Here is a 24,025-nt window from a genome sequence, read left to right as displayed (position 1 = left end):
ACGCGCTAAGCATGGCGCGCGCCACGGCGAAAAATCGGGAAACCGGTCGCGTAAACGAATCTGTGACTGACAGCCGCACGCGCTTCTGACAGAATAGGCGCCATCCCCGATTCAACTCTCTACAGATGGATTTCCTCTCTGATGGCAGCAAAAATTATTGACGGTAAAACGATTGCGCAGCAGGTGCGCCTTGAGGTTGCCGAAAAAGTGCAGCAGCGTCTCGCTGCCGGTAAACGCGCCCCTGGCCTGGCCGTAGTGCTGGTCGGTGAAAACCCGGCATCGCAGATCTATGTCGCGAACAAACGCCGCGCCTGCGAAGAGGTAGGTTTTGTGTCGCGCGCTTATAACCTGCCCGCCAGCACCAGCGAAGCTGAACTGCTGGAGGTGATCGATGAGCTGAACAATGACGACGCTATCGATGGCATTCTGGTGCAGCTGCCGCTGCCGGCCGGGATCGATAATGTCAAAGTGCTGGAGCGCATCACGCCGGATAAAGACGTTGATGGCTTCCATCCTTATAACGTCGGTCGTTTGTGCCAGCGCGCCCCTAAGCTGCGTCCGTGTACGCCACGCGGCATCGTGACGCTGCTGGAGCGCTATAACATCGATACTTACGGCCTGAACGCCGTGGTGGTTGGCGCATCAAATATCGTCGGTCGCCCGATGAGCATGGAACTGCTGCTGGCCGGCTGCACCACCACTGTCACTCACCGTTTTACCAAAGATCTGCGCCATCACGTTGAGCATGCCGACCTGCTGGTAGTCGCGGTCGGTAAGCCGGGCTTTATCCCGGGCGACTGGATTAAACCAGGTGCGATTGTGATTGATGTCGGCATTAACCGGCTGGAAAGCGGCAAAGTGGTCGGCGATGTGGATTTTGCGTCAGCCTCTGAGCGCGCGGCTTACATCACGCCTGTACCGGGCGGCGTTGGCCCGATGACGGTTGCCACGCTGATTGAGAACACGCTGCTGGCGTGCGAGCAATATCACGATGTGGAGCAGGCATAATGGCGAGTTTTTCACTGGGTAAACATGCGCACGTTGATTTGTGCGATCTGCTGAAGCTGGAAGGCTGGGTGGAGAGCGGCGCGCAGGCCAAAGCGGTGATCGACGAAGGCGAAGTGCGCGTTGATGGTGCTATTGAGACGCGTAAGCGCTGCAAGATTTTTCCCGGTCAGACGGTTGAGTTTGCCGGTCAGCGCGTAACCGTTGTGGCCTGATTTTACCAGGCAAATCCGGACCTGTAGCGGCGCAATTTATTGCGCAATGAATTGCGCCGCTACGATAAGTGCATCAGGTTAATTACCCATAACCAGTGGGTTAAAGTTAGCCGTATAAAAAAGGGCGAACCGCAGTTCGCCCTTTTTGTTATTTACGGCGCCAGCTTGACCCCTGCGGGCCATCTTCCACGATGACGCCCAGCTCGTTCAGCTTGTCACGTGCGATGTCTGCCTGCGCCCAGTCTTTTGCAGCACGCGCATCGGCGCGGGTTTTCACCCAGTGTTCAATCTCTGCCACTTCGTCGGCATTGACCTGTGCGCCACTCTGCAGGAACTGCTCCGGATCCTGCTGCAGAATGCCCAGTACATCGGCCAGCTGACGCAGTTTCGCGGCCAGCGCATCGGCGGCGGCTTTATCTTCACCCTTCAGGCGATTGACTTCACGCGCCATATCGAAGAGCACCGAGTAAGCTTCCGGCGTGTTGAAATCATCGTCCATGGCGCTACGGAAGCGGGCTTCAAACGCCTCACCGCCAGCCGGCGTCGCGCTGGCATCGGTATGGCGCAGCGCGGTGTAAAGGCGCTCCAGCGCCGCGCGTGCCTGATTCAGGTTATCTTCGCCATAGTTAAGCTGGCTGCGATAGTGGCCGGACATCAGGAAGTAGCGCACGGTTTCCGCATCGTAGTGCTGCAGCACATCGCGCACGGTAAAGAAGTTGCCGAGCGATTTCGACATCTTTTCCCGGTCAACCATCACCATGCCGGAGTGCATCCAGTAGTTCACGTACGGGCCATCATGTGCACAGGTCGACTGCGCCACTTCGTTTTCATGGTGCGGGAACATCAGGTCCGAACCACCGCCGTGGATGTCGAAATGGGTGCCAAGCTGTTTGCAGTTCATCGCCGAGCACTCAATGTGCCAGCCCGGGCGGCCGTTGCCCCACGGTGAGTTCCACGCCGGCTCATCAGCCTTGGACATTTTCCACAGCACAAAGTCCATCGGGTTGCGCTTCACTTCCGCCACTTCCACGCGCGCGCCGGCCTGCAGCTGTTCGAGATCCTGACGCGACAGCGCGCCGTAATCTTTATCGCTCAGCACATCAAACATCACGTCGCCGTTATCCGCCACGTAGGCATGGCCGCGATCGATCAGCTTGCCGACCAGTTCGATGATCTCCGCGATGTGGCGCGTGGCGCGCGGCTCCAGATCCGGCGGCAGAATACCCAGCGCGGCAAAATCTTTGTGCATTTCGGCGATCATCCGGTTGGTCAGCGTTTCGATGCTTTCCCCGTTTTCGTTGGCACGTTTGATGATCTTGTCATCGATGTCGGTGATATTACGCACGTATTTCAGTTTATAGCCCACGTAACGCAGGTAACGCGCGACCACGTCGAATGCCACAAAGGTACGCCCATGGCCGATATGACAGAGGTCGTAAACCGTGATTCCACACACGTACATACCGATTTCACCGGCATGAATGGGTTTAAATTCCTCTTTCTGGCGACTCAGGGTGTTATAGATCTTTAGCATTGAACGATTCCGTTGTTTACGTGTGCGGGATACGCCTTCTTGATGTAGCCGGTTATTGTGCCGTATTTTTCCGACTTGTGCATCGCTCGCTTCGCAACTGCCGTTGCCTTACTGACGCGTTATTGGAAATTGTGATATAAGAGGCGTCTACAAAAATGCCCCGCCGCCTTGCCGGTGCGGCAGTTGATACTGACGACAACCTCCACAGGACGAATATAATGGTCACTTTCCAGACGAACCATGGCGATATCGTAATCAAAACCTTCGATGACAAAGCGCCGGCTACCGTACAGAACTTCCTGGACTACTGCCGTGAAGGTTTCTACGACAACACCATTTTTCACCGCGTGATCAACGGTTTCATGATTCAGGGCGGCGGTTTCGAGCCGGGCATGAAGCAGAAAGCCACCAAAGCAGACATCCGCAACGAAGCCAATAACGGCCTGAAAAACACCAAAGGCACGCTGGCGATGGCGCGTACCCAGGCACCTCACTCGGCTACCGCACAGTTCTTCATCAACGTTGCCGATAACGACTTCCTGAACTTCCGTGACGAAAGCCTGCAGGGCTGGGGTTACTGCGTGTTTGCTGAAGTGGTTGAAGGCATGGACGTGGTCGAAAAAATCAAAGCAGTGAAAACCGGCCGCAGCGGCATGCACCAGGACGTGCCGGTTGATGACGTGATCATCCAGAAAGTGACCGTCAGCGAGTAATGTCGCGCACGCTGTTTATCGCAGATTTACATCTGTGTCAGGAAGAACCGGCAATCACTGCCGGTTTTCTGCATTTTTTGCAGGGGGAAGCGCAGCAGTGTGATGCGCTTTACATCCTTGGCGATCTGTTTGAAGCCTGGATTGGCGATGACGATCCTAATCCGCTGCATCAGCAGATCGCCGACGCCCTGCGTGCCCTGCCGGTGCCAAAATTCTTTATTCACGGCAATCGCGACTTCCTGTTAGGTCAACAGTTCGCCCGCGCCAGCGGCATGACGCTGCTGCCCGAAGAGCAGGTGCTGGAGCGCTATGGTCAGCGCGTGCTGATGATGCATGGCGACACGCTGTGTACTGACGATCACGGTTATCAGCGTTTTCGCGCCAAAGTCCATCAGCGCTGGCTGCAGCGGCTGTTTCTCGCGCTGCCGTTGCGTCTGCGCATGCGCATTGCTGCGCGGATGCGGGCCGACAGCAAGCAGGCCAACCAGCACAAGTCACTGAGCATCATGGACGTCAATCCGCAGGCGGTAGCCGCGGCGCTGACGCGCCAGCAGGTGCCGATCCTGATTCACGGCCACACCCATCGTCCGGCGATTCATCAGTTCGAGCTCGCCGGCACGCCAGCGCAACGCGCGGTGCTGGGCGCGTGGCATGAGCGCGGATCAATGATTCAGCTGGACGCACAGGGCGTGCAGTTAATCGAATTTCCTTTCTGATTGTTTGCGGCGGAAATGCCGGTTTTCCGCCTACGCAACCGTTTTCCTTGCCGCTGTCTCGTGCTATTCTCTGTGCCCTTCTTTACCTGCCCGCCCGGCCAGGTTCGTTTGATTATTCACAGGAGTTGACCGCATGTCATCCAACGCCGCCCCGGCCCGTATCGCCATCGTCATGGGTTCCAAAAGTGACTGGGCTACCATGCAGTTCGCCGAGGAAATCCTTAACAGCCTGGATGTCCCGTTCCACGTTGAAGTGGTCTCTGCGCACCGTACGCCTGATAAGCTGTTCAGCTTCGCAGAGCGCGCAGCCGACAACGGTTTTCAGGTGATCATCGCCGGTGCCGGCGGTGCGGCGCACCTGCCAGGCATGCTGGCGGCGAAAACCCTGCTGCCGGTGCTGGGCGTACCGGTACAGAGCGCAGCGCTGAGCGGCGTGGACAGCCTCTACTCCATCGTACAGATGCCGCGCGGGATTCCAGTCGGTACGCTGGCCATCGGTAAAGCCGGTGCCGCCAACGCCGCACTGCTGGCGGCGCAGATCCTGGCGATTCACGATCGCGATCTGGCTGCACGCCTGGCCGCCTGGCGTCAGAGCCAGACCGATGAGGTGCTGAATAATCCGGATCCGCGGGAGGACGCATGAAGCCAGTTTGCGTACTCGGCAACGGTCAGCTGGGCCGCATGCTGCGCCAGGCCGGCGAGCCGCTGGGCATCGCCGTGTATCCGGTCGGGCTGGACGCGGAGCCGTCGGCACTGCCGATCGCGCAAAGCGTAATCACCGCAGAAATCGAGCGCTGGCCGGAAACCGCGCTGACGCGCGAGCTGGCTAACCATCCGGCGTTCGTCAACCGCGATATTTTTCCGCGCCTCGCCGATCGCCTGACGCAAAAGCAGCTGCTCGATCAGCTCAACCTGGCAACCGCGCCATGGCAGTTGCTGGCCGACAAAAGCGAGTGGCCGGCGGTATTTAGCACGCTGGGCGAGCTGGCGATCGTCAAGCGCCGCACCGGCGGCTACGACGGCCGCGGCCAGTGGCGCCTGCGCGCCGACGAAACCGCAACGCTGCCGGATGAGTGTTACGGCGAGTGCATCGTTGAGCAGGGTATTAACTTCAGCGGTGAAGTCTCGCTGGTGGGCGCGCGCGGGCACGATGGCCGCACGGTGTTTTATCCGCTGACGCACAACCTGCATCAGGACGGCATCCTGCGGACCAGCGTTGCCTTCCCGCAGGCTGATGCCGCGCAACAGCAGCAGGCAGAAGCGATGCTGAGCGCGATCATGCATGAGCTGAAGTACGTGGGCGTGATGGCGATGGAGTGTTTCGTCACGCCGCAGGGCTTGCTGATCAATGAGCTGGCACCGCGCGTGCACAACAGCGGCCACTGGACGCAGAATGGCGCCTCTATCAGCCAGTTTGAACTGCACCTGCGTGCGGTGCTCGGTCTGCCGCTACCGCAGCCGGTGGTGTTTGCGCCGTCGGTGATGGTCAACCTGATTGGCACCGACCTCAATACCGACTGGCTGCAGCAGCCGCTGGTGCATCTGCACTGGTACGACAAAGAAGTCCGCGCCGGACGTAAGGTCGGCCACCTGAATCTGACCGACAGCGATCCGGCACGCCTCACCGCCGCACTCAATGCGCTGGTACCGCTGCTGCCTGACGCCTATGCGAGCGGCATTGCGTGGGCCGTGGCGAAGCTGTAGTTCCGCGGTGTTCCCCTCACCCTTGCCCTCTCCCACAGGGAGAGGGGATTATACGGTGCGATTTTTCAGTTTGACGCTCACCTTAATGTCCTGAAGTGCAGAATCACGCATACGGGCTCGATCGGCCCCCTCTCCCGTGGGAGAGGGAACCATGCGCTGCGATTTTTCAGTTTGACACTCACCTGAACGTTCTGAAGTGCAGAATCACGCATACGGGCCCGATCGGCTCCCTCTCCCGTGGGAGAGGGCTGGGGTGAGGGCATCAGGCAGCATCAAACCGCCTGAACAGCGCTTTCCCCTTCAGTAAACGGACACCCAGCCAGCCGCCGCACAGCGACAGCAGCGCCGCACCGCACAGCGGCAGCGCCAGCCACAGCGTCCAGTCTGGCTGCCACGGGAAATCAAAAATCTTGCGCTGAAGCCCCCACAGTGCCGCTTCCGCCCCCAGCGCCGCCGCGATTCCCGCCACCACGCCAAGCAGCGCAAACTCACACCACAGCGTGCCGCGCAGCAGGCGCTGGCTGGCACCGAGCGTACGATACACCACCAGCTCCTGCCGGCGCTGGCGCATGCCGACCTGGATCTGCGCCAGCAGCAGCAATACACCGCAAACTGTCACCAGGATCACCATGATCTCCAGCGCCTGGCTCACCTGCGCCAGCACCTGTCCAATCTGCTTCAGCATGCTGCCAACATCCAGCAGGCTCAGCGTCGGGAACGCGCGGTTGAGCTGCGCCAGCAGCGCGGGATCGTTCGCCATGCGGAAGCTGGTCAGCCAGGTTTGTGGCTGCTGATCGAGCGCGCCCGGCGGGAAGATAAAGAAGAAGTTTGGCCGCAGGCTCTCCCAGTCGACCTTGCGCAGACTGGTGATCGTCGCGCTGAACTGCTGCGTATCGCCGCTGAAGGTCAGCCTGTCGCCGAGCCTGACGCCCAGACGATCGGCCAGCTCGACCTCCATCGAGACTTCACCGGCTTTCGGTGGCCAGCTGCCGGCCACCAGCGGATTGTGATCCGGACGCTCCGCCTGCCACGTCAGATTGAGCTCGCGATTCAGCGCGTTATCCAGCCTGGGATCGGCCGGCTTGCCGTTCAGCTCAGTGAGCCTTGCCCGAACGATCGGATAGAAGGTACCAGCGTTAACCTGATGCTGCCGCAGAAACTCGTCTACCTGCGGCACCTGCTGCTGGGTCAGATTGAGCAGAAAATAGTTGGGCGCATCCGCCGGTAATTGCTGCTGCCAGCGATCGAGCAGATCGCCGCGCATCACCAGCAATAATGCCAGCAGCATAAAGGAAAGCGAAAACGCCGCCAGCTGGCTGAGCGTCATGGCTGGCTGACGCAGCAGACGGTTGATCGCCAGGCGCAGCGCCAGATTACGCACCACCAGTCTGCGCAGCAGCAGAAGCGTGCCCCAGCCGAGCAGCGCCAGCAGCAGTGCCAGCATCACCACGCCAGCCAGCAGCGCCCACAGCATTTTGCTGCCGCCCATCAGCAGCGCAAGGAGTGCCACCACCACCAGCGCCATCACCGGCAGATAAATACGCAGCGGCCATAGCGTGGCTACCGCATCACGACGCAGCACGCGCAGCGGCTGTGTGGCCATCAGCAGACGGTATGGACGCAACCCGACCAGCAGCGAGATCACCACCAGCGCACCAATCGCCCATAGCCACGGCCAGACGCTGGCAGCCGGTAAAGCGGCGGGCAGCACCGGTTTGAGCATCAGCAGCAGCGCGACTTCAATGCCCTGCCCCAGCGCACTGCCGGCGATGGCCGCCAGCAGCAGCACGGCCAGCCACTGACCGATAATCAGCCGTTGCAGCGATTTACGCGTGGCGCCCAGCGTTTTCAGCACCGCCACCAGATCGTAACGGCTGCGGCAGTAATGACTCATTGCGACGGCCACTGCGGCAATCGCCATCAGCAGGGTTAACAGCGCTGAGAGCAGCAGGAACTGCTGCGCACGCTGCATTGAGCGGCCCAGTGCATCCTCGGAATTCTCCACGCTGATCCAGCGCTCGCCGGCCTGCAGCTGCGGCTGAATCCAGCGGTCATAGCGCGCCAGCGCTGCCGACTCGCCGGAGAATTTGTAGCGCCAGCTCAGACGGCTCCCCGGCTGGATGGCGCCGGTTTTCTCTACGTCGGCAAGATTCATTAACAGACGCGGCGCCGTCTGAAACGGGTTAAATCCGCCGTCCGGCTCCTGAATCACTTCGCCGGCAATACGCAGCGTGGTATCGCCCACGTCAATGCGGTCACCGACCTTCAGGTTAAGCAGCGCCAGCAGACGCGGCGCGGCCAGCACCGTTCCGGCCACCGGACGCAGGCCGGGCGGATCCGTCTGCAGGGTGCCGAACATCGGGTACGCATCATCGACCGCTTTGACATCGGCCAGCTGCGGTGTCTCCTGCGCAAAGGTCATGGTCATAAAGCTGAGCTGCCGGCTGACCGCCAGCCCCTCTTCGCGCGCTTTGTCCAGCCACGCATCCGGTGCCGGTTTACTGCTGCGCAGAGTACGGTCGCCGGCCATAAAGTCACGGCTCTGCTGGCTGAGCCCTTTCTCCATGCGATCGCTGATGGAGCCCAGCGCCAGCACGCAGGCCACCGCCAGCGTCAGCGCCAGCCAGACAATCAGCAGCGAGGGCGAACGCCACTCGCGCCAGAACCAGCGCCAGATCATGCTTCCTCCCACAGCTTGCCGTCGCGCAGCCGCAGGCGACGATCGCAGCGTGCCGCCAGCTGCTCATCGTGCGTCACCAGAATCAGCGTGGTGGCGAAATCGCGGTTGAGCGAAAACAGCAGATCGGCGATGCGATCGCCGGTTTTGCGATCGAGGTTACCGGTCGGCTCATCGGCAAACAGCAGGCCGGGACGGCCGCTGAAGGCGCGTGCCAGCGCCACGCGCTGCTGTTCGCCGCCGGAGAGCTGGGCCGGCAGATGGTGCAGACGATCTTTTAGTCCGAGCTGCGTCAGTAATTCAGTGGCCTGCGCGCGACTGTCGCGATCGCTGTCTCCGCGCAGCAGTGCAGGAAGCTGCACGTTCTCCAGCGCGTTGAGCGTGGGCACCAGCATAAAGGACTGAAACACAAAACCGACCTCACGCGCGCGCAGCGCGGCGCGCTGCTCTTCGTTCATCTGATGAAGCGGCTGGCCCAGCAGATGCACTTCGCCGCTGCTGCCATCATCCAGTCCGGCGAGAATACCCAGCAGGGTGGATTTCCCGGATCCCGACTCGCCGATCAGCGCCAGCGTCTCGGCTGGTTTGACAACCAGCTCAACTCCGGTAAGGATGGTCAGCTGATGCTCTCCCTGACCGACGGACTTAGTAAGATGATGAACTGCAACAATGTTTTCCGCTGGCATTATTCCTTCCTGTTGTTATTGCTGCTGCTGGTGTCGCGCATCGCCGCCGCCGATACCCTGCTGATTCTCGGCGATAGCCTGAGTGCCGGCTATCGCATGTCCGCCGCCGCCGCCTGGCCGAGCCTGCTCGACAAAACCTGGCAACAGCAGCCCAAAGTGGTTAACGCCAGCATCAGCGGTGATACCGCCGGTCAGGGGCTGGCGCGGTTGCCGGGCCTATTAAAACAGCATCAGCCGCAGTGGGTGTTAATCGAATTGGGCGGTAACGATGGGCTGCGCGGCTTCCCGCCGCAAAACATCGCGCAGGATCTGAGTAAAATTATCGATCAGGTCAAAGCCGCTAACGCCCAGCCGCTGCTGATGCAAATTCGTCTGCCGGCTAATTATGGCCAACGCTACACCGACGCGTTCAGCGCGCTCTATCCGCGCCTCGCGCAGCAGTATCATATTCCGCTGGTACCGTTCTTTATGGAGCAGGTTTATCTGAAGCCGGAGTGGATGCAGCAGGACGGTATTCACCCCAATCCGGATGCGCAGCCGTTCATCGCCAACCTGATGGCTGAGCAACTGGCTCCGCTAGTTAAGCATGATTAACGCCGCGACGTGCCCAATGACAGGTAAAGATATGCAAAAGTCCGTATTAATTACCGGCTGCTCCAGCGGCATCGGTCTGGTGGCGGCCAACGATCTGCTGGCGCGCGGCTATCGCGTGCTGGCCGCCTGTCGCCGCACCGACGATGTGGCGCGCATGGATGAGCTCGGCTTCACCGGCATCCTGCTGGATCTTGACGATCCGGCCAGCGTGGATGCCGCCGCCGATCGCGTGCTGGCCCTCACCGACCACTGCCTGCACGGGCTGTTCAACAACGGCGGCTTCGGCCAGTACGGTCCGCTGACCAGCGTGTCGCGTCAGCAGCTCGAGCAGCAATTCTCCACCAACTTTTTCGGCACCCACCAGTTGACGCTGCGCCTGTTGCCGGCGCTGCAAAATAGCGGTGACGGGCGGATTATCAACACCAGCTCGGTGCTCGGCCTGATTTCCACGCCGGGCCGCGGCGCTTATGCCGCCAGTAAATGGGCGCTGGAGGCGTGGAGCGATGCGCTGCGCATGGAAGTGCGCCACAGCGGCGTGCGCGTCAGCCTGATTGAGCCAGGCCCGATTACCACCCGGTTTACCGAAAACGTGCAGCAGGGCGAACGCGACAAGCCCGTGCGCAACCCCGGCATCGCCGCGCGCTTTAGCCTGCCGCCGGAGGCGATTCTGCCGAAACTGCGGCATGCGCTGGAGAGTAAACATCCGCGCCTGCGCTATCCGGTGACGCTGGTCGCCTGGGCGATGAGTCTGCTTAAACGACTGCTGCCGGGCTGGATGCTGGATCGCATTTTACGCAGTAACTAAACTGCAAGCCGGAATTGAACTTGAAGCCGGGGCGTTTGCCCCCATATCCTCAACACACTTTCTGCCAAGAGACGTATTCATGTCACACGCTTTGATTATCGACATCAACGAATCCAACCTGCAGCAGACGCTGGAGCAATCAATGCAGCTGCCGGTACTGTTCTACTTCTGGTCGGAGCGCAGCCAGCACTGCCAGCAGCTGACGCCGGTGCTGGAGCGTCTGGCACAGGAGTACGCCGGCCAGTTTATTCTGGCGAAGCTGGATTGCGATAAAGAGCAGCTGGTGGCATCGCAGTTTGGTCTGCGCTCTCTGCCGACCGTCTACCTGTTCCAGAACGGTCAGCCGGTCGATGGCTTCCAGGGCCCGCAGCCGGAAGAGGCGATTCGCGCGCTGCTGGAGAAAGTCCTGCCGCGTGAAGAGGAGTTAAAGGCGCAGCAGGCGATGCAGCTGATGCAGGAAGGCAAGCCGCTGGATGCGCTACCGCTGCTGAAAGACGCCTGGCAGCTGAGCAATCAGAACAGTGAAATTGGTTTTCTGCTGGCAGAAGTCCTGATCACCCTGAACCGCAGCGAAGAAGCCGAAGCGGTGCTGGCTGTGGTACCGTTGCAGGATCAGGATACGCGCTATCAGAGCCTGATTTCGCAAATCGACCTGCTGAAACAGGCCGCCGACACGCCGGAGATCCAGCAGCTGCAGGAGCAGATGGCAAGCGAACCGGACAACGCCGGTCTGGCTGCTAAACTTGCGTTACAGCTGCATCAGGTGGGCCGCAATGAAGAAGCGCTGGAGCTGTTGTTAGGTTTTCTGAAGCGCGATCTCAGCGCCGGTGACGGCGAAGTGCGCAAAATGTTCCAGGAGATTCTGGCGGCCCTCGGCACAGGCGATGCCCTCGCCTCGCGCTATCGTCGCCAGCTCTACTCGCTGCTGTACTGACCGGTACCGCGCGGTAAACGGGCCGAAGCGACTCGGCCCGACAATCTGACAGCCAGGAGGTTATATGTTAACAGTGATTCCCGTCATCATCGTGCTCGCGCTGGTTACCGTGTGGGCCGGTGTCAAAATTGTGCCACAGGGCTACCAGTGGACGGTGGAGCGCTTTGGCCGCTACACCAAAACGTTGCCGCCCGGTCTGAATCTGGTCGTGCCGTTCATGGATCGTATTGGTCGCCGGATCAATATGATGGAGCAGGTTCTCGATATTCCGTCGCAGGAGATCATCTCCAAAGATAACGCCAACGTCACCATCGATGCAGTGTGCTTTATTCAGGTGGTGGATTCGGCGCGCGCCGCTTATGAAGTCAGCAATCTTGAGCTGGCCATCATCAACCTCACCATGACCAATATCCGCACCGTGCTCGGCGGCATGGAGCTGGATGAGATGCTGTCGCAGCGCGATAACATTAATACCCGCCTGCTGCACATTGTTGATGAAGCGACCAATCCGTGGGGGGTAAAAATCACCCGTATTGAAATCCGCGACGTGCGCCCGCCGCAGGAACTGATAGCGGCCATGAACGCGCAGATGAAAGCCGAGCGTACCAAACGCGCCGATATCCTCGCCGCCGAAGGCGTTCGCCAGGCGGCCATCCTGCGCGCCGAGGGCGATAAGCAGTCGCAAATCCTTAAAGCGGAAGGCGAACGTACCTCCGCTTTTTTGCAGGCGGAAGCGCGCGAGCGTCAGGCCGAAGCCGAGGCCAACGCCACGCGGATGGTGTCAGAAGCCATCTCTGCCGGGGATATCCAGGCGATTAATTACTTTGTGGCGCAGAAATACACCGATGCCCTGCAAAAAATTGGCGAAGCGAATAACAGCAAAGTGGTAATGATGCCGCTCGACGCCAGCAGCCTGCTCGGCTCGGTGGCCGGTATCAGCGAGCTGCTGAAAGAGAGTCGTCAGGAGCGCAAACCGTGATGCTGATGGAGCTGATTGCGCATCCGCACTGGTTCTGGCTCACGCTGGGCGGTTTACTGCTGGCAGCGGAGATGCTCGGCACCAGCGGTTACCTGCTGTGGAGCGGCGTGGCGGCGGTGCTGGTCGGGATCATTGAGTGGCTGTTTCCGTTCTCGTGGACCAGCCAGGGCATGCTGTTCGCCACTCTGACGCTGCTGTGCGTGTTTTTCTGGTATCGCTGGATGCGCTTTCGCGAAAGTGCGCAGCAGCCCAATACGCTCAATCAGCGCGGCAGCCAGCTGATTGGCCAGCACCTGACGTTAGACAGCGCGCTAAAAGACGGCGTCGGTCATGTGCGCATTGGTGACAGCAGCTGGCGCGTGCAGGCGCAGGAAGATTTGCCGGCGGGCACGCCGGTGATCGTGACCGGCGTGTCAGGCATCACGCTGCTGATTCAGCCGCGTTTGCCGCCCTCCCGATGACCGCAGCCCGCCAGGTGATTGATGATGGGACATTCGGCACCGTCATCGCCCGGGCAGGCTGCAGCCAGTTCCAGCAGACGCGCGCGCATCGCGTGCAGCTCTTCAATATGCGCCGCGATCTCATCCGCCTTCTGCAGGGTACGCGCTTTGACATCGGCACTGTGGCGCGCCGGATTATTAAACAGTGCGACCAGTTCGCGGCACTCCTCGAGCGTGAAGCCCACCTGCCGCGCCTGGCGCAGAAAATTGAGCTCATCCAGATGGTGCGCGCCATAACTGCGATAGCCGTTGTCACTGCGTAACGGCGGCGTAACCACCCCTTTCTGTTCGTAAAAACGAATCGCTTTGCTGGTCAGCCCGGTTTTTTTTGCTACATCGCTGATGTTCATCTCTGCCCCTTGACCTTCCCCTGAATGGAAGGTTTAGGCTTTATAACTAATGCAAACCTTGCAGCGAGTCAAACCTGATAAACGAGGAGTTGATGATGTCACACACACAATTACTGGCTCTGGACGGCTTGTCCTGTGGCCACTGTGTTAAACGCGTTAAAGAGGCGCTGGAGCAGCGCAGCGATGTGGAACAGGCCGAGGTAACGCAGCAGGAAGCGCGCGTCACCGGCGCAGCCAGCGCCAGCGATCTGATTGCCACCGTTGAGCAGGCTGGTTATCACGCCACGCTGAAAAATGAGGCGTCCAGCCCAAAGCCTGATCCGTTGCCAGCTCAGGAGCCGCAGCCGGAGGCGCTGACAACGGAGTCGCAGCCGGCAGAAGAGAATCTTGCGGTGCACCATCTGCTGATAGGCGGAATGAGCTGCGCCAGCTGTGTCAGCCGCGTCGAGCAGGCGTTACAGAAAGTGCCCGGCGTGAGCCAGGCGCGCGTCAATCTGGGTGAGCGCAGCGCGCTGGTGCTGGGCGATGCCGTACCCTCAGCGCTGGTCAGCGCCGTAGACGAGGCAGGTTATTCTGCGGAAGTGATCGAAGATGAACAAACCCGGCGCGAGCGCCAGCAGGTCAACGCACAGCAGGCGATGCGCCGCTTTAGCTGGCAGGCGGCGCTGGCGCTGATCGTCGGCGTGCCGATGATGGTCTGGGGCATGCTCGGCGATCACATGATGCTAAACGACAGCAATCAGACGCTCTGGCGCGTGCTCGGTGCCGTCACGCTGGCGGTGATGGCGCTTGCCGGCGGCCACTTCTATCGCAGCGCGTGGCGCAGCCTGCGTCATGCTACCGCCACCATGGACACGCTGGTCGCGCTCGGTACCGGTGCGGCCTGGATCTACTCGATGAGCGTCGCGCTGTGGCCGGCATTTTTCCCGCCGCAGGCGCGCCACCTTTATTTTGAAGCCAGCGTGATGATCATCGGCCTGATTAACCTCGGCCATGCGCTGGAACAGCGCGCGCGCCAGCGCGCCTCACAGGCGCTGGAGCGGCTGCTGGATTTAACCCCGGCGCAGGCCTGCGTGATCACCGCCGAAGGGGAAAAACCGCTGCCGCTGAGCGAAATCGCACCGGGCATGACGCTGAAGCTGGTGACCGGCGATCGCGTACCGGTGGACGGCGAAGTCAGCCGCGGCGAAGCCTGGCTTGACGAAGCAATGCTCACCGGCGAAGCGCTGCCGCAGTCGCGCCGTCCTGGCGATAAGATTTATGCCGGGACGCTGGTGCAGGACGGATCGCTACAGTTCACCGCCCGCGCCACCGGCAGCCATACCACGCTGGCCCGTATTATCAATCTGGTGCGTCAGGCGCAGAGCAGCAAGCCGGAAATGGGCCGGCTGGCCGATCGTATTTCGGCGGTGTTTGTGCCGGTGGTGGTGGCGATTGCCCTGCTCAGCGGAGCGGTCTGGTATGTTGTCGGACCGCAGCCGCAGCTGGCCTATACGCTGGTGATTGTCACTACGGTGCTGATTATCGCCTGTCCGTGCGCGCTGGGTTTAGCCACGCCGATGTCGGTGATCGCGGGCGTCGGCCGCGCCGCCGAGCTGGGCGTGCTGGTGCGCGATGCCGATGCGCTGCAGCGGGCCAGTGAAGTCGACACCATTGTGTTTGATAAAACCGGCACCCTGACCCAGGGTACGCCGCAGGTCAGCGAGGTGCTGCTGTACAGCGACTGGGATCGTCAGCAGGTACTGCAGGCGGCCGCCCAGCTGGAGCTGGGATCGGGGCATCCGCTGGCGAAGGCCATCGTCGCCGCCGCACCGACCGTCAGTGACGCCCGCGTTGCGCAATTTCGTACAATACGCGGCAAAGGCGTGAGTGCTACTGTCGCTGACAGAACGCTGCTGCTGGGCAATGCGGCGCTGCTGGAAGAGCAGCACATCGACCTGCGCGCCGCACAGCAGGATATCGCGCGACTCGCTGCGCAGGGCGCCACGCCGGTGCTGCTGGCGGATCAACAGCAACTGCTGGGCCTGATCGCCCTGCGTGACCAGCTGCGTCCGGAGAGCCGTGCGGCGCTACAGCGGCTGCATCAGTTGGGCTATCGTCTGATCATGCTGACCGGTGACCATCAGACCACTGCCGAAGCCATCGCTGCCGAAGCGGGTATCGATGAGGTGATCGCTGGCGTGCTGCCGGACGGTAAAGCGCAGGCGATTGCGCAGCTGCAACAGCAGGGGTGCAGCGTGGTGATGGTGGGCGATGGCATCAACGACGCCCCGGCGCTGGCGCAGGCGGATGTGGGGATTGCCATGGGCGGCGGCAGCGATGTGGCGGTTGAAACCGCGGCGATGGCGCTGATGCGCAACGATCTGCACTGCGTGGCCGACGCGCTGGCGATGGCCAACGCCACGCTGCGCAATATGCGGCAGAATCTGCTGGGTGCCTTTGTCTATAACAGTCTGGGCATTCCGATTGCTGCCGGCATACTCTATCCGTTTACCGGTGTGCTGCTCAGCCCCATCGTCGCCGGTGCCGCCATGGCGCTGTCGTCGATCACCGTGGTGAGCAATGCTAACCGTTTGCTGCGCTTTAAACCGGCGCAGCGGCAATAGCAACCTCTGCCCTGTCTTTCGCTGAGCGAAATCGCTAGCATGGATTTTTGACTTAAAAAGGACACGGCATGAGACGCAGTGTGTGGCACCGCCTGCAACAGCTGGCCAGCAGCCTGTTCCCCGCCAGCTACAGCTGGCCCGCCATGGATATCAGACTCGGAGACCGCCGTCTGCATCTGGCTGGCAGTATTCATATGGGCACGCGCGATATGCAACCGCTGCCGGCCGGCTTGCTGCGCCAGCTGCAGAAAGCCGATGCGCTGGTGGTGGAAGCGGATATTACCCGCGGCAGTTCACCATTCAGTGAGGGTGAAGCGTATCCGCCGCTGGCAACGCGGCTGACGCCAGAGACGCTGCAACAGCTGACGGCGCTGTGCGATGAGCTGTCACTGAACATCGCGCTGTTTGATAGCCTGCCGTTCTGGCAAATTGCGCTGATGCTGCAGGCGCAGCAGGCGCAGCGGCTGGGGCTGCGACCGCAGTACGGTATTGACTATCAGCTGCTGCAGGCAGCGCAGGCGGCAGGAAAACGCATTATTGAGCTGGAAGGGCCGGAAACGCAGATCGCGTTGCTGAAATCACTACCGCAGGATGGCCTGGCGCTGCTGCTGGATACGCTGGAACACTGGCACACCAACGCGCGACTGCTGCAAACCATGATCAGCTGGTGGCTGGATGCGCCGCCCGCCAGTCAGCCGGTGGCGCTGCCGACTACGTTCAGCAGTGAACTGAACGATACTCTGATGCGCAACCGTAATCAGCACTGGCGCGAGCTGCTGCTGGCGTTGCCGCGCGGGCGCTATGTGGTGGCGGTCGGTGCACTGCATCTCTACGGCGAAGACAATTTGCCGCAGCTGCTGAAGGCATAAAAAAAGAAGGCCAATATTGCTATCGGCCCGTCAAAGAGGAATTTGTTTATGATTTTGGTTATCGCCAGGGTGACTGGCGCCGGCCAATTTTCGCGCAAAGTTCAGATTTTCGCCAGTACTTTCACGCAAACCGAGATAAGAATTTTCGTAGCAAGGATTGATTATGACACCCGCCGTAAAACTGCTGGAAAAACAACAGGTCGCTTTTACCCTGCATCCCTACGAGCATGACAGCCATGAAACCCACTTCGGTGACGAGGCGGTGCGCAAGCTCAACCTGGATGCGCGCCAGGTGTTTAAAACCCTGCTGGTGGCGCTTAACGGTGATGGCAAAGCGCTGGCAGTGGCGGTGACGCCGGTCTCTTCACAGCTGGATTTGAAAAAAGTCGCCAAAGCGCTGGGGGCAAAAAAAGCCGACATGGCCGATCCGCAACTGGCGCAGCGCGTCACCGGCTATCTGGTGGGTGGCATCAGTCCGCTGGGGCAGAAAAAGCGGCTGCCGACGGTGATCGATCAGCAGGCCAGCGAATTCCCGACCATCTTTATTTCCGGCGGCAAGCGCGGGCTGGATATCGAACTGGCCGCGCAGGATCTGGCAAGGCTGCTGGATGCCACGCTGGCTGACGTGGCGCGCCGCGATTAATCAGGCTGCTGCGCGCACAGCTGGTCGATCATCCAGCGGCCGGCCGGGCCCGGCGGATTGCGCCGCGACCAGATGACATCCACCGCAATATGCTGCGGCCAGCCCGGCACCGGCAGCTCGCGCAAGACCTGATGACCAAACTGCTGCACCAGCCAGCGCGGCAGTACGCTCCAGCCAAACCCCTGCTCCGCCATCTCCAGCAATAAAAGATAGGTTGGGGCCGACCAGGTGCGGCCCGCCGGCAGCGGCTGGCGGGTTTCCACCCAGGTATTGAGCCGCAGCTGACGCAATTCGCCCAGCTGCGCCTCGCTCACCTGCGAACGGGCTGCCAGCGGGTGATCCTGATGCAGGAAAATCGCCATTTGCGCTTCAACCTGCAGTCGCGCCACCGCCAGATCCGGCGGCAAACGCGGCTGGGCGCGCACCACGCCAAGATGTACGCGCCCGGCCTGCAGTAAATCCAGCACATCCTCATCTTCTGCAATCATGCATTCAAATTCGATATCCGGATAGCGCGCCTCAAAGCGCGTCAGCAGATTTTCATGGTGATCGGCCTGCCAGAAGTCGGAAATGGCCAGGCTGAGTCGCGGCTCAACGCCCTGCGACAGCCGCACCGCCAGTTCATCCAGCCGCTGGCTGGCAGCAAGAATTTGCTGCACCTGCGCCAGCGCGCGCTGGCCCTGAGCGGTCAGCACCGGCTGGCGTCCGCTGCGATCAAACAGCGCAAAGCCTATGTCATCTTCGAGATTGGCCACCGCGCTACTGATGGTGGACTGACTTTTTGCCAGCGCACGCGCCGCTGCAGAAAACGAGCCGCTGGCGACGGTCTGAACAAATGCCTCAAGGGATTCTGGTGAGTACTTCATGCTGAACCATCGCTTTTATCGATAGGTAATCATTTTATCTTAGCATTGTGCAGTGAGAAAATGCGTGGCGTTACTCAAGAGGAGGTTTATATGCGTACCCGTTCACTGAAAGAACGTTTTTGTCATGCCGCAGGCTTTGAAGGGTTAGCGATCGTCACGGTTGCGCCGCTGGCCGCCTGGGTTATGGATAAACCGCTGTTTCAGATGGGCGCGCTGGCGATTATGCTGTCGACCGTCGCCATGCTGTGGAACATCATTTATAACAGCGGCTTTGACCGTCTCTGCCCGCCGCAGCGCCAGCGCGGTCTCGGCCTGCGCGCGCTGCATGCGCTCGGCTTTGAGGGCGGCTTTATCCTCATCGGCCTGCCGATTGCCGCGTGGATGTTGCATATTTCGCTGCTGGACGCTTTCCTGCTGGAAGTGGCGTTCTTTCTGTTCTTTCTGCCCTACACCATGGCTTACAACTGGGCATGGGATAAGCTGCGCCAGCGCTGGGTGAGCCAGAAATCCTGCAGCGCCTGAAAAACCACGGGCGGCTGAAGTGCCGCCCGTTTTGTCACTCATGCGCCGCGCGTGGCCAGATCCACGCCAGGATCATCTGCGGATAGCTGCGCTTCTTTTGCTTCTCCAGCGCTTTGTCGCGCTCCTCAACCTGCTGCGGTGTCAGATGCACAATCTGCGGTGGCGCATAATCGGCGACGCGCAGCGGTGAGTGCTGACTGACATAGCTGCGCAGCACCTCCGCATCACGCAGGCCGCTGTTGCGGAAACCAGCATGGCCATCAATCACCGGGTAGCCGTCGCCGCCGCTGGCGTTAAAGCTGTTGGTGGCCATGCGATAGGTTTTATCCAGCTGCAGCGGCTCGCCATTGATTTTCACTGCGCTGACGCTTTTGCCATCGGCCACCAGGCTGATGTTGCTGAACTGCGCGAAACCGCCGGAATCGGCTTTGATATTCGCCACCGTCGCCAGGTAGTTCAGCAGCTCTTTGCCCGTCAGCGTCACGGACACCACCTGATTGCCAAACGGCTGGATCTGCAACAGATCGCGCCAGCTGATCTCGCCCTGCGCCAGCGAGGTGCGAATACCGCCGCCGCTGATAACGGCAAAGTCGGCCTGAGTAGCCGCCATCTGCGCGCGCATGATCAGCTGAGCCAGTGGCATTTGTTCAAAGCGCACCTTGCTGCGGTCGCCATCAAACACGCTGTCGCTGCGACCCACGTTGACCGCCAGCTGTTTGCCGGCGCGCAGCTGATACGGCGTCAGCAGCTTCATCATTGCGCCGTTCTGCGCTATCGCTTCCTGATACGGCAGCCAGGTTTCGCTGCCATCAAGGTTCTTTACCTTGTGCTTAAGGTTGACCGGAATCAGCTGATAGTTATCCAGCGTCAGCTCACCGTTGCGGAAGGTGAAATCGCCGCGACCGACAAATTTCCCCCACTCTTTTGCCTGCACGATCCACACGCCGTTCTGGCGATCCGGCTGGCACGGCTGTCCGGGCTGATAATCCGCCACGCTGACGTTCTCTTTTGCCATGCACACTGCATCGTGCGAATGCCCGCCGACGATCACGTTAACCGTGCCCGGCGGCAGGCTGCGCGCCAGTTCCACATCGCCCGGTGCGTTGCTGCCATGCTGCCCGTCGTCGTAGTGACCCATGTGCGTCAGCGCGATAATCACATCCGGCTTGTCGCTGGCGCGCAGTTCCGCCACCGCTTTTTCCGTCTCTTTCACCGGATCGCGAATCTCTATCTGCGCCACGTTTTGCGGATTGGCGATGCGCAGCGTATCAGTGGTGGTCAGGCCGATCACCGCAATTTTCAGCCCCATACGATTGAATATCGCCCACGGCTTAAACAGGCGCTTATCGCTGCCTTTGGCATAAATGTTGGCGGCAAGGAAAGGGAACTTCGCCCATTTCTGCTGCTTCTGCAACACGCTGAGCGGTTTATCGAATTCGTGGTTACCGAGCGCCATCGCGTCATAGCCGATGAGGTTCATGCCGCGAATGTCCGGCTCGGCGTTCAGCACATCTGATTCCGGCACGCCGGTGTTAACGTCGCCCGCCGACAGAATCAGCGCGCCGCCGCCTTTGGCCTGTACATCATACCGCTGCTGATCCATTAGCGTTTTTTGCGCGGCCAGACCATATTCACCCTGCGCATTGGCCCAGAAGTGGCCGTGATGATCGTTGGTGTGCAAAATGCTAAAGCGGTAGCTGCGGTCCGGCTGCCACGCCTGCGCCAGCAGCGGCAACAGCAGCATAAACAGCGCCAGCCAGCGCCCTCTGTGCGGTGATAACAACAAAGCCGATCTCCTTATTCTGCGTTTTTTACCGGGCGGTGCGCCGGATGTGCTTTTTCGCCCTTCTGTGTCGCACAGTTCGCCCTTTAACTCAAGGCCAAAGGCGAATACAGTCATGCATGACGTAACAATCTGATAACGAAATTCCCACCCCTTCAGGATCTTTATGGCAAGTGAACAGACGTTAACCCCGACGCGGCGCACCGGGCGTACCGCTTTTGGCATTCTTGGTGCCATCAGCCTCGCGCATCTGCTGAACGATATGCTGCAATCGCTGTTACTGGCGATCTATCCGCTGCTGCAGAAAGATTTCAGCCTCAGCTTTGTGCAAATTGGTTTGATTACGCTGACGTATCAGGTTACGGCCTCATTATTACAACCGCTGATTGGCTATTACACCGACAAATATCCGAAACCCTGGTCACTGCCGGTCGGGATGGGGTTTACCCTGTTCGGTCTGGTGCTGCTGACCTTTGCCAGCACTTATCCGCAGGTGCTGCTGGCCGCGGCGCTGGTTGGCTGCGGCTCATCGGTGTTCCATCCGGAATCGTCGCGCGTGGCGCGTATGGCCTCTGGCGGCCGCCACGGGCTGGCTCAGTCGCTGTTTCAGGTCGGTGGTAATTTTGGCAGCGCACTGGGGCCGCTGCTGGCCGCCATCATCGTCGCGCCCTATGGCAAAGGCCATCTCAGCTGGTTCATGCTGGCCGCGCTGCTCGGCATCATTGTGCTGCTGCAGGTGAGCCGCTGGTACAGCCACCAGCAGCGCGCCACGCAGGCCAGCGCTGCCAGCAGGCCGCGTAACCCCCTGCCGCGCAATAAAGTGGCGCTGGCCATCGGCATTCTGCTGCTGCTGATATTCTCCAAGTACTTTTATCTCACCAGCCTGAGCAGCTATTACACCTTCTATCTGATGCACAAATTCGGGCTGTCCGTGCAGGCCTCGCAGTTCCATCTGTTTGCCTTTCTCGGCGCGGTCGCCGCCGGCACCATTATCGGTGGGCCGATAGGCGATAAAATCGGACGGAAATATGTCATCTGGGGATCGATTCTCGGCGTGGCGCCGTTTACCCTGCTGTTACCGCACGCCAGCCTGATGTGGACCAGCGTGCTGAGCGTCATTATTGGTCTGATCCTTGCCTCGGCGTTTTCCGCCATTCTGGTCTATGCCCAGGAGCTGCTGCCGGGGCGTATCGGTATGGTTTCCGGGCTGTTTTTCGGTTTTGCTTTTGGCATGGGTGGCCTCGGCGCGGCGGTCCTGGGCGTGGTAGCCGACCACACCAGTATCGAATGGGTGTATCAAATCTGCGCCTGGCTGCCACTTATTGGCCTGTTGACCGCTTTCTTACCTGATCAGCAGCAGCGCTGAGCCCTTTCGGGGGGCAACTATTTTTCTCTGCCCCCCTCCATTCTGCATAAATCCTGCCGATATGCTGAGATAACTGAGGAAAATAGCGCTTCGGCTGCGTTTTTGTCTCATTTTTTCAATTTTTTCGTCTTTCACCGCTCAAATGTTTAAACGCGGCGAACGATTGTGCATTACACTAGGTTGTTACAAGCGGATACATTTGCACACAAGGAGACAGGCATGCATCACACTACCCCGTTGATCACCACCATTGTCGGAGGTCTGGTCCTCGCATTTCTCCTTGGTATGCTGGCGAATCGCCTGCGCATCTCGCCGCTGGTCGGCTATCTGCTGGCCGGCGTGCTGGCGGGTCCTTTTACCCCGGGCTTCGTCGCGGATACCAATCTGGCTCCCGAACTGGCTGAACTCGGCGTCATTCTGCTGATGTTCGGCGTCGGTCTGCACTTCTCGCTTAAGGATTTGATGTCGGTAAAGTCGATCGCCATTCCCGGTGCCATCGCGCAGATCGCGGTCGCCACGCTGCTGGGAATGGGTCTGTCATGGGCGATGGGCTGGTCATGGATGACCGGCCTGGTGTTTGGCCTGTGTCTTTCTACCGCCAGTACCGTGGTGCTGCTGCGCGCGCTGGAAGAGCGTCAACTGATTGATAGCCAGCGCGGGCAGATCGCCATCGGCTGGCTGATCGTCGAAGACCTGGTGATGGTGCTGACGCTGGTGCTGCTGCCGGCCATTGCCGGCATGCTGGAGCAGGGAAATGCCAGCCCGACGCTGCTGGCGTGGGACCTGTTACTGACCATCGGCAAAGTCGCTGCCTTTATGGTGCTGATGATGGTGGTCGGCCGCCGCGTGGTGCCGTGGATTCTGGCCAAAAGCGCCGCCACTGGTTCACGCGAGCTGTTTACGCTGTCGGTACTGGCGCTGGCGCTGGGTATCGCGTTTGGCGCGGTGGAATTCTTTGATGTTTCCTTTGCCCTCGGCGCCTTTTTTGCCGGCATGGTGCTGAATGAATCAGAGCTGAGCCACCGGGCGGCACACGACACACTGCCGCTGCGCGATGCGTTTGCCGTGCTGTTTTTTGTCTCGGTCGGCATGCTGTTCGACCCGATGATCCTGCTGGAGCAACCGCTGGCGGTGCTGGGTGCGCTGGCCATTATCGTGCTGGGTAAATCGATTGCCGCCTGGCTGCTGGTCACGCTGCTCGGCCACTCGCGGCGCACCGCGCTGACCATCTCCGTCAGCCTGGCGCAGATTGGCGAATTCGCTTTTATCCTCGCCGGACTGGGGATTTCGCTCGGCATGCTGAGCGACGAAGGCCGCAACCTGGTGCTGGCGGCGGCGATTCTCTCCATCATGCTTAACCCGATTCTGTTTACCGTGCTGGAGCGTTATCTCGACAAAACCGAGACCATGGAAGAGCAGACGCTGGAAGAGGCAATTGAAGAAGAGAAGCAGATTCCGGTGGATATCTGCAATCATGCGGTGATTGTGGGTTATGGCCGCGTCGGCAGCCTGCTGGGACAGCAGCTGATGGAAGCTGATGTGCCGCTGGTGGTGGTGGAGAATTCGCGCCCGCGCGTCGAAGCGCTGCGCGAACAGGGCATCAAAGCCGTGCTGGGCAACGCGGCGCGAGTCGATACCATGGATTTAGCGCGTCTTGACTGCGCGCGCTGGCTGCTGCTGACCATCCCCAACGGCTATGAAGCCGGGGAAATTGTTACCGCCGCGCGCGAAAAGCGGGCAGATATTGAGATTATCGCCCGGGCGCATTACGACGACGAAGTGGCCTATATCATGGAGCGTGGCGCCAATCGCGTGGTAATGGGCGAGCGGGAGATTGCCAACAGTATGCTGCATGTATTGCAGGAAGAGATCGCGCAAAACCCGATTGTGCGCGAGTACCCGATTTAAAGACGTTATTACACCGTAGCGGCGCAATTTATTGCGCATACTAAAGCCAT

The 24,025-nt window shown here is 60.2% G+C and carries 23 protein-coding genes; 17 read left to right on the top strand and 6 right to left on the bottom strand.

What is annotated here, in order from left to right:
• The first annotated feature begins 141 nt into the window (after positions 1–141).
• Positions 142–1,008: a bifunctional methylenetetrahydrofolate dehydrogenase/methenyltetrahydrofolate cyclohydrolase FolD gene (folD, locus tag C1Y42_RS01160; protein ID WP_058757932.1), complete on the top strand. Its 867-nt coding sequence runs from the start codon at positions 142–144 to the stop codon at positions 1,006–1,008.
• Complete coding sequence (gene ybcJ, locus C1Y42_RS01155) at positions 1,008–1,220, top strand: ribosome-associated protein YbcJ (protein ID WP_010618497.1); 213 nt, start codon at positions 1,008–1,010, stop codon at positions 1,218–1,220. Before folD ends, ybcJ begins: the two co-directional genes overlap by 1 nt.
• Positions 1,221–1,368: 148 nt before the next feature.
• Here the strand turns inward: ybcJ and cysS are convergent, their stop codons facing one another.
• On the bottom strand, positions 1,369–2,754 hold the full coding sequence (cysS, locus tag C1Y42_RS01150; protein ID WP_104092672.1) for a cysteine--tRNA ligase: 1,386 nt from the start codon (positions 2,752–2,754) through the stop codon (positions 1,369–1,371).
• 218 nt (positions 2,755–2,972) lie between these two features.
• On the opposite strand from cysS, the gene ppiB reads away from it, so the two are divergent.
• The 4 genes from ppiB to purK all read left to right on the top strand — a co-directional run bounded on the left by ppiB (position 2,973) and on the right by purK (position 5,887).
• A complete protein-coding gene (gene ppiB / locus C1Y42_RS01145) occupies positions 2,973–3,467 on the top strand; it encodes a peptidylprolyl isomerase B (protein WP_021508631.1) in 495 nt (164 codons plus the stop codon).
• Complete coding sequence (locus C1Y42_RS01140) at positions 3,467–4,183, top strand: UDP-2,3-diacylglucosamine diphosphatase (RefSeq protein WP_104092671.1); 717 nt, start codon at positions 3,467–3,469, stop codon at positions 4,181–4,183. Before ppiB ends, C1Y42_RS01140 begins: the two co-directional genes overlap by 1 nt.
• 133 nt (positions 4,184–4,316) lie before the next feature.
• Positions 4,317–4,826, top strand: coding sequence for a 5-(carboxyamino)imidazole ribonucleotide mutase (purE, locus tag C1Y42_RS01130; protein WP_021508633.1), 510 nt, complete (start codon positions 4,317–4,319; stop codon positions 4,824–4,826).
• Positions 4,823–5,887, top strand: coding sequence for a 5-(carboxyamino)imidazole ribonucleotide synthase (gene purK, locus C1Y42_RS01125; RefSeq protein ID WP_058757935.1), 1,065 nt, complete (start codon positions 4,823–4,825; stop codon positions 5,885–5,887). The genes purE and purK overlap by 4 nt, the downstream gene beginning before the upstream one ends.
• 262 nt (positions 5,888–6,149) lie before the next feature.
• Here purK and ybbP read toward each other — a convergent pair whose 3' ends face one another.
• Positions 6,150–8,567, bottom strand: coding sequence for a putative ABC transporter permease subunit YbbP (ybbP, locus tag C1Y42_RS01120; protein ID WP_058769409.1), 2,418 nt, complete (start codon positions 8,565–8,567; stop codon positions 6,150–6,152).
• Positions 8,564–9,250 (bottom strand): putative ABC transporter ATP-binding protein YbbA, encoded by a 687-nt coding sequence (gene ybbA, locus C1Y42_RS01115; RefSeq protein ID WP_021508636.1) that lies wholly within the window; start codon positions 9,248–9,250, stop codon positions 8,564–8,566. The genes ybbP and ybbA overlap by 4 nt, the downstream gene beginning before the upstream one ends.
• Here ybbA and tesA point away from each other — a divergent pair.
• The 5 genes from tesA to C1Y42_RS01090 all read left to right on the top strand — a co-directional run bounded on the left by tesA (position 9,218) and on the right by C1Y42_RS01090 (position 13,023).
• Positions 9,218–9,844 (top strand): multifunctional acyl-CoA thioesterase I/protease I/lysophospholipase L1, encoded by a 627-nt coding sequence (gene tesA, locus C1Y42_RS01110; protein ID WP_199188951.1) that lies wholly within the window; start codon positions 9,218–9,220, stop codon positions 9,842–9,844. The two genes, ybbA and tesA, sit on opposite strands and share 33 nt — an antisense overlap.
• A gap of 31 nt (positions 9,845–9,875) precedes the next feature.
• Entirely contained in the window at positions 9,876–10,649 is a 774-nt protein-coding gene (locus C1Y42_RS01105) for an SDR family oxidoreductase (RefSeq protein WP_104092670.1), read from the top strand.
• Between the two features lie 79 nt (positions 10,650–10,728).
• On the top strand, positions 10,729–11,583 hold the full coding sequence (locus C1Y42_RS01100; protein WP_021508639.1) for a co-chaperone YbbN: 855 nt from the start codon (positions 10,729–10,731) through the stop codon (positions 11,581–11,583).
• A gap of 64 nt (positions 11,584–11,647) precedes the next feature.
• Positions 11,648–12,562: an SPFH domain-containing protein gene (locus tag C1Y42_RS01095; protein WP_021508640.1), complete on the top strand. Its 915-nt coding sequence runs from the start codon at positions 11,648–11,650 to the stop codon at positions 12,560–12,562.
• Entirely contained in the window at positions 12,562–13,023 is a 462-nt protein-coding gene (locus C1Y42_RS01090) for an NfeD family protein (protein WP_104092669.1), read from the top strand. The genes C1Y42_RS01095 and C1Y42_RS01090 overlap by 1 nt, the downstream gene beginning before the upstream one ends.
• On the opposite strand, the gene cueR is transcribed toward C1Y42_RS01090, so the two are convergent.
• Positions 12,996–13,412 carry a Cu(I)-responsive transcriptional regulator gene (gene cueR, locus C1Y42_RS01085; RefSeq protein WP_104092668.1) on the bottom strand — a complete coding sequence of 139 codons (417 nt, stop codon included), beginning with the start codon at positions 13,410–13,412 and terminating at the stop codon, positions 12,996–12,998. The two genes, C1Y42_RS01090 and cueR, sit on opposite strands and share 28 nt — an antisense overlap.
• A 95-nt stretch (positions 13,413–13,507) precedes the next feature.
• Here cueR and copA point away from each other — a divergent pair, with 95 nt between their 5' ends.
• The 3 genes from copA (at position 13,508) to ybaK (ending at position 17,530) form a co-directional block, all read left to right on the top strand.
• On the top strand, positions 13,508–16,018 hold the full coding sequence (gene copA, locus C1Y42_RS01080) for a copper-exporting P-type ATPase CopA (protein ID WP_104092667.1): 2,511 nt from the start codon (positions 13,508–13,510) through the stop codon (positions 16,016–16,018).
• A 68-nt stretch (positions 16,019–16,086) separates the two neighbouring features.
• The gene (locus tag C1Y42_RS01075; protein ID WP_021508644.1) at positions 16,087–16,887 is read left to right on the top strand and encodes a TraB/GumN family protein; all 801 of its coding nucleotides are present in this window, start codon (positions 16,087–16,089) and stop codon (positions 16,885–16,887) included.
• Positions 16,888–17,050: 163 nt separating this feature from the next.
• Positions 17,051–17,530: a Cys-tRNA(Pro)/Cys-tRNA(Cys) deacylase YbaK gene (gene ybaK, locus C1Y42_RS01070; RefSeq protein WP_021508645.1), complete on the top strand. Its 480-nt coding sequence runs from the start codon at positions 17,051–17,053 to the stop codon at positions 17,528–17,530.
• Here ybaK and C1Y42_RS01065 read toward each other — a convergent pair.
• The gene (locus C1Y42_RS01065) at positions 17,527–18,396 is read right to left on the bottom strand and encodes a LysR family transcriptional regulator (RefSeq protein WP_104092666.1); all 870 of its coding nucleotides are present in this window, start codon (positions 18,394–18,396) and stop codon (positions 17,527–17,529) included. The genes ybaK and C1Y42_RS01065 overlap by 4 nt on opposite strands.
• A gap of 90 nt (positions 18,397–18,486) precedes the next feature.
• Here C1Y42_RS01065 and C1Y42_RS01060 point away from each other — a divergent pair, with 90 nt between their 5' ends.
• Positions 18,487–18,918: a multidrug/biocide efflux PACE transporter gene (locus C1Y42_RS01060; RefSeq protein ID WP_104092665.1), complete on the top strand. Its 432-nt coding sequence runs from the start codon at positions 18,487–18,489 to the stop codon at positions 18,916–18,918.
• Between the two features lie 34 nt (positions 18,919–18,952).
• Here the strand turns inward: C1Y42_RS01060 and ushA are convergent, their stop codons facing one another.
• Positions 18,953–20,704, bottom strand: a complete 1,752-nt coding sequence (ushA, locus tag C1Y42_RS01055) for a bifunctional UDP-sugar hydrolase/5'-nucleotidase UshA (protein ID WP_058781227.1) — start codon at positions 20,702–20,704, stop codon at positions 18,953–18,955.
• Between the two features lie 163 nt (positions 20,705–20,867).
• Between ushA and C1Y42_RS01050 the strand changes: the two genes are divergently transcribed.
• The gene (locus C1Y42_RS01050) at positions 20,868–22,067 is read left to right on the top strand and encodes an MFS transporter (protein ID WP_058769404.1); all 1,200 of its coding nucleotides are present in this window, start codon (positions 20,868–20,870) and stop codon (positions 22,065–22,067) included.
• Between the two features lie 219 nt (positions 22,068–22,286).
• A complete protein-coding gene (gene ybaL / locus C1Y42_RS01045; RefSeq protein WP_104092664.1) occupies positions 22,287–23,975 on the top strand; it encodes a YbaL family putative K(+) efflux transporter in 1,689 nt (562 codons plus the stop codon).
• Positions 23,976–24,025: the final 50 nt, after the last annotated feature.

Source organism: Pantoea sp. ICBG 985, from assembly GCF_002928365.1.
GTDB lineage: Bacteria > Pseudomonadota > Gammaproteobacteria > Enterobacterales > Enterobacteriaceae > Pantoea > Pantoea dispersa.
Note: the sequence above shows the minus strand (reverse complement) of the source record. Positions and strands in the feature narration are given on the sequence as shown.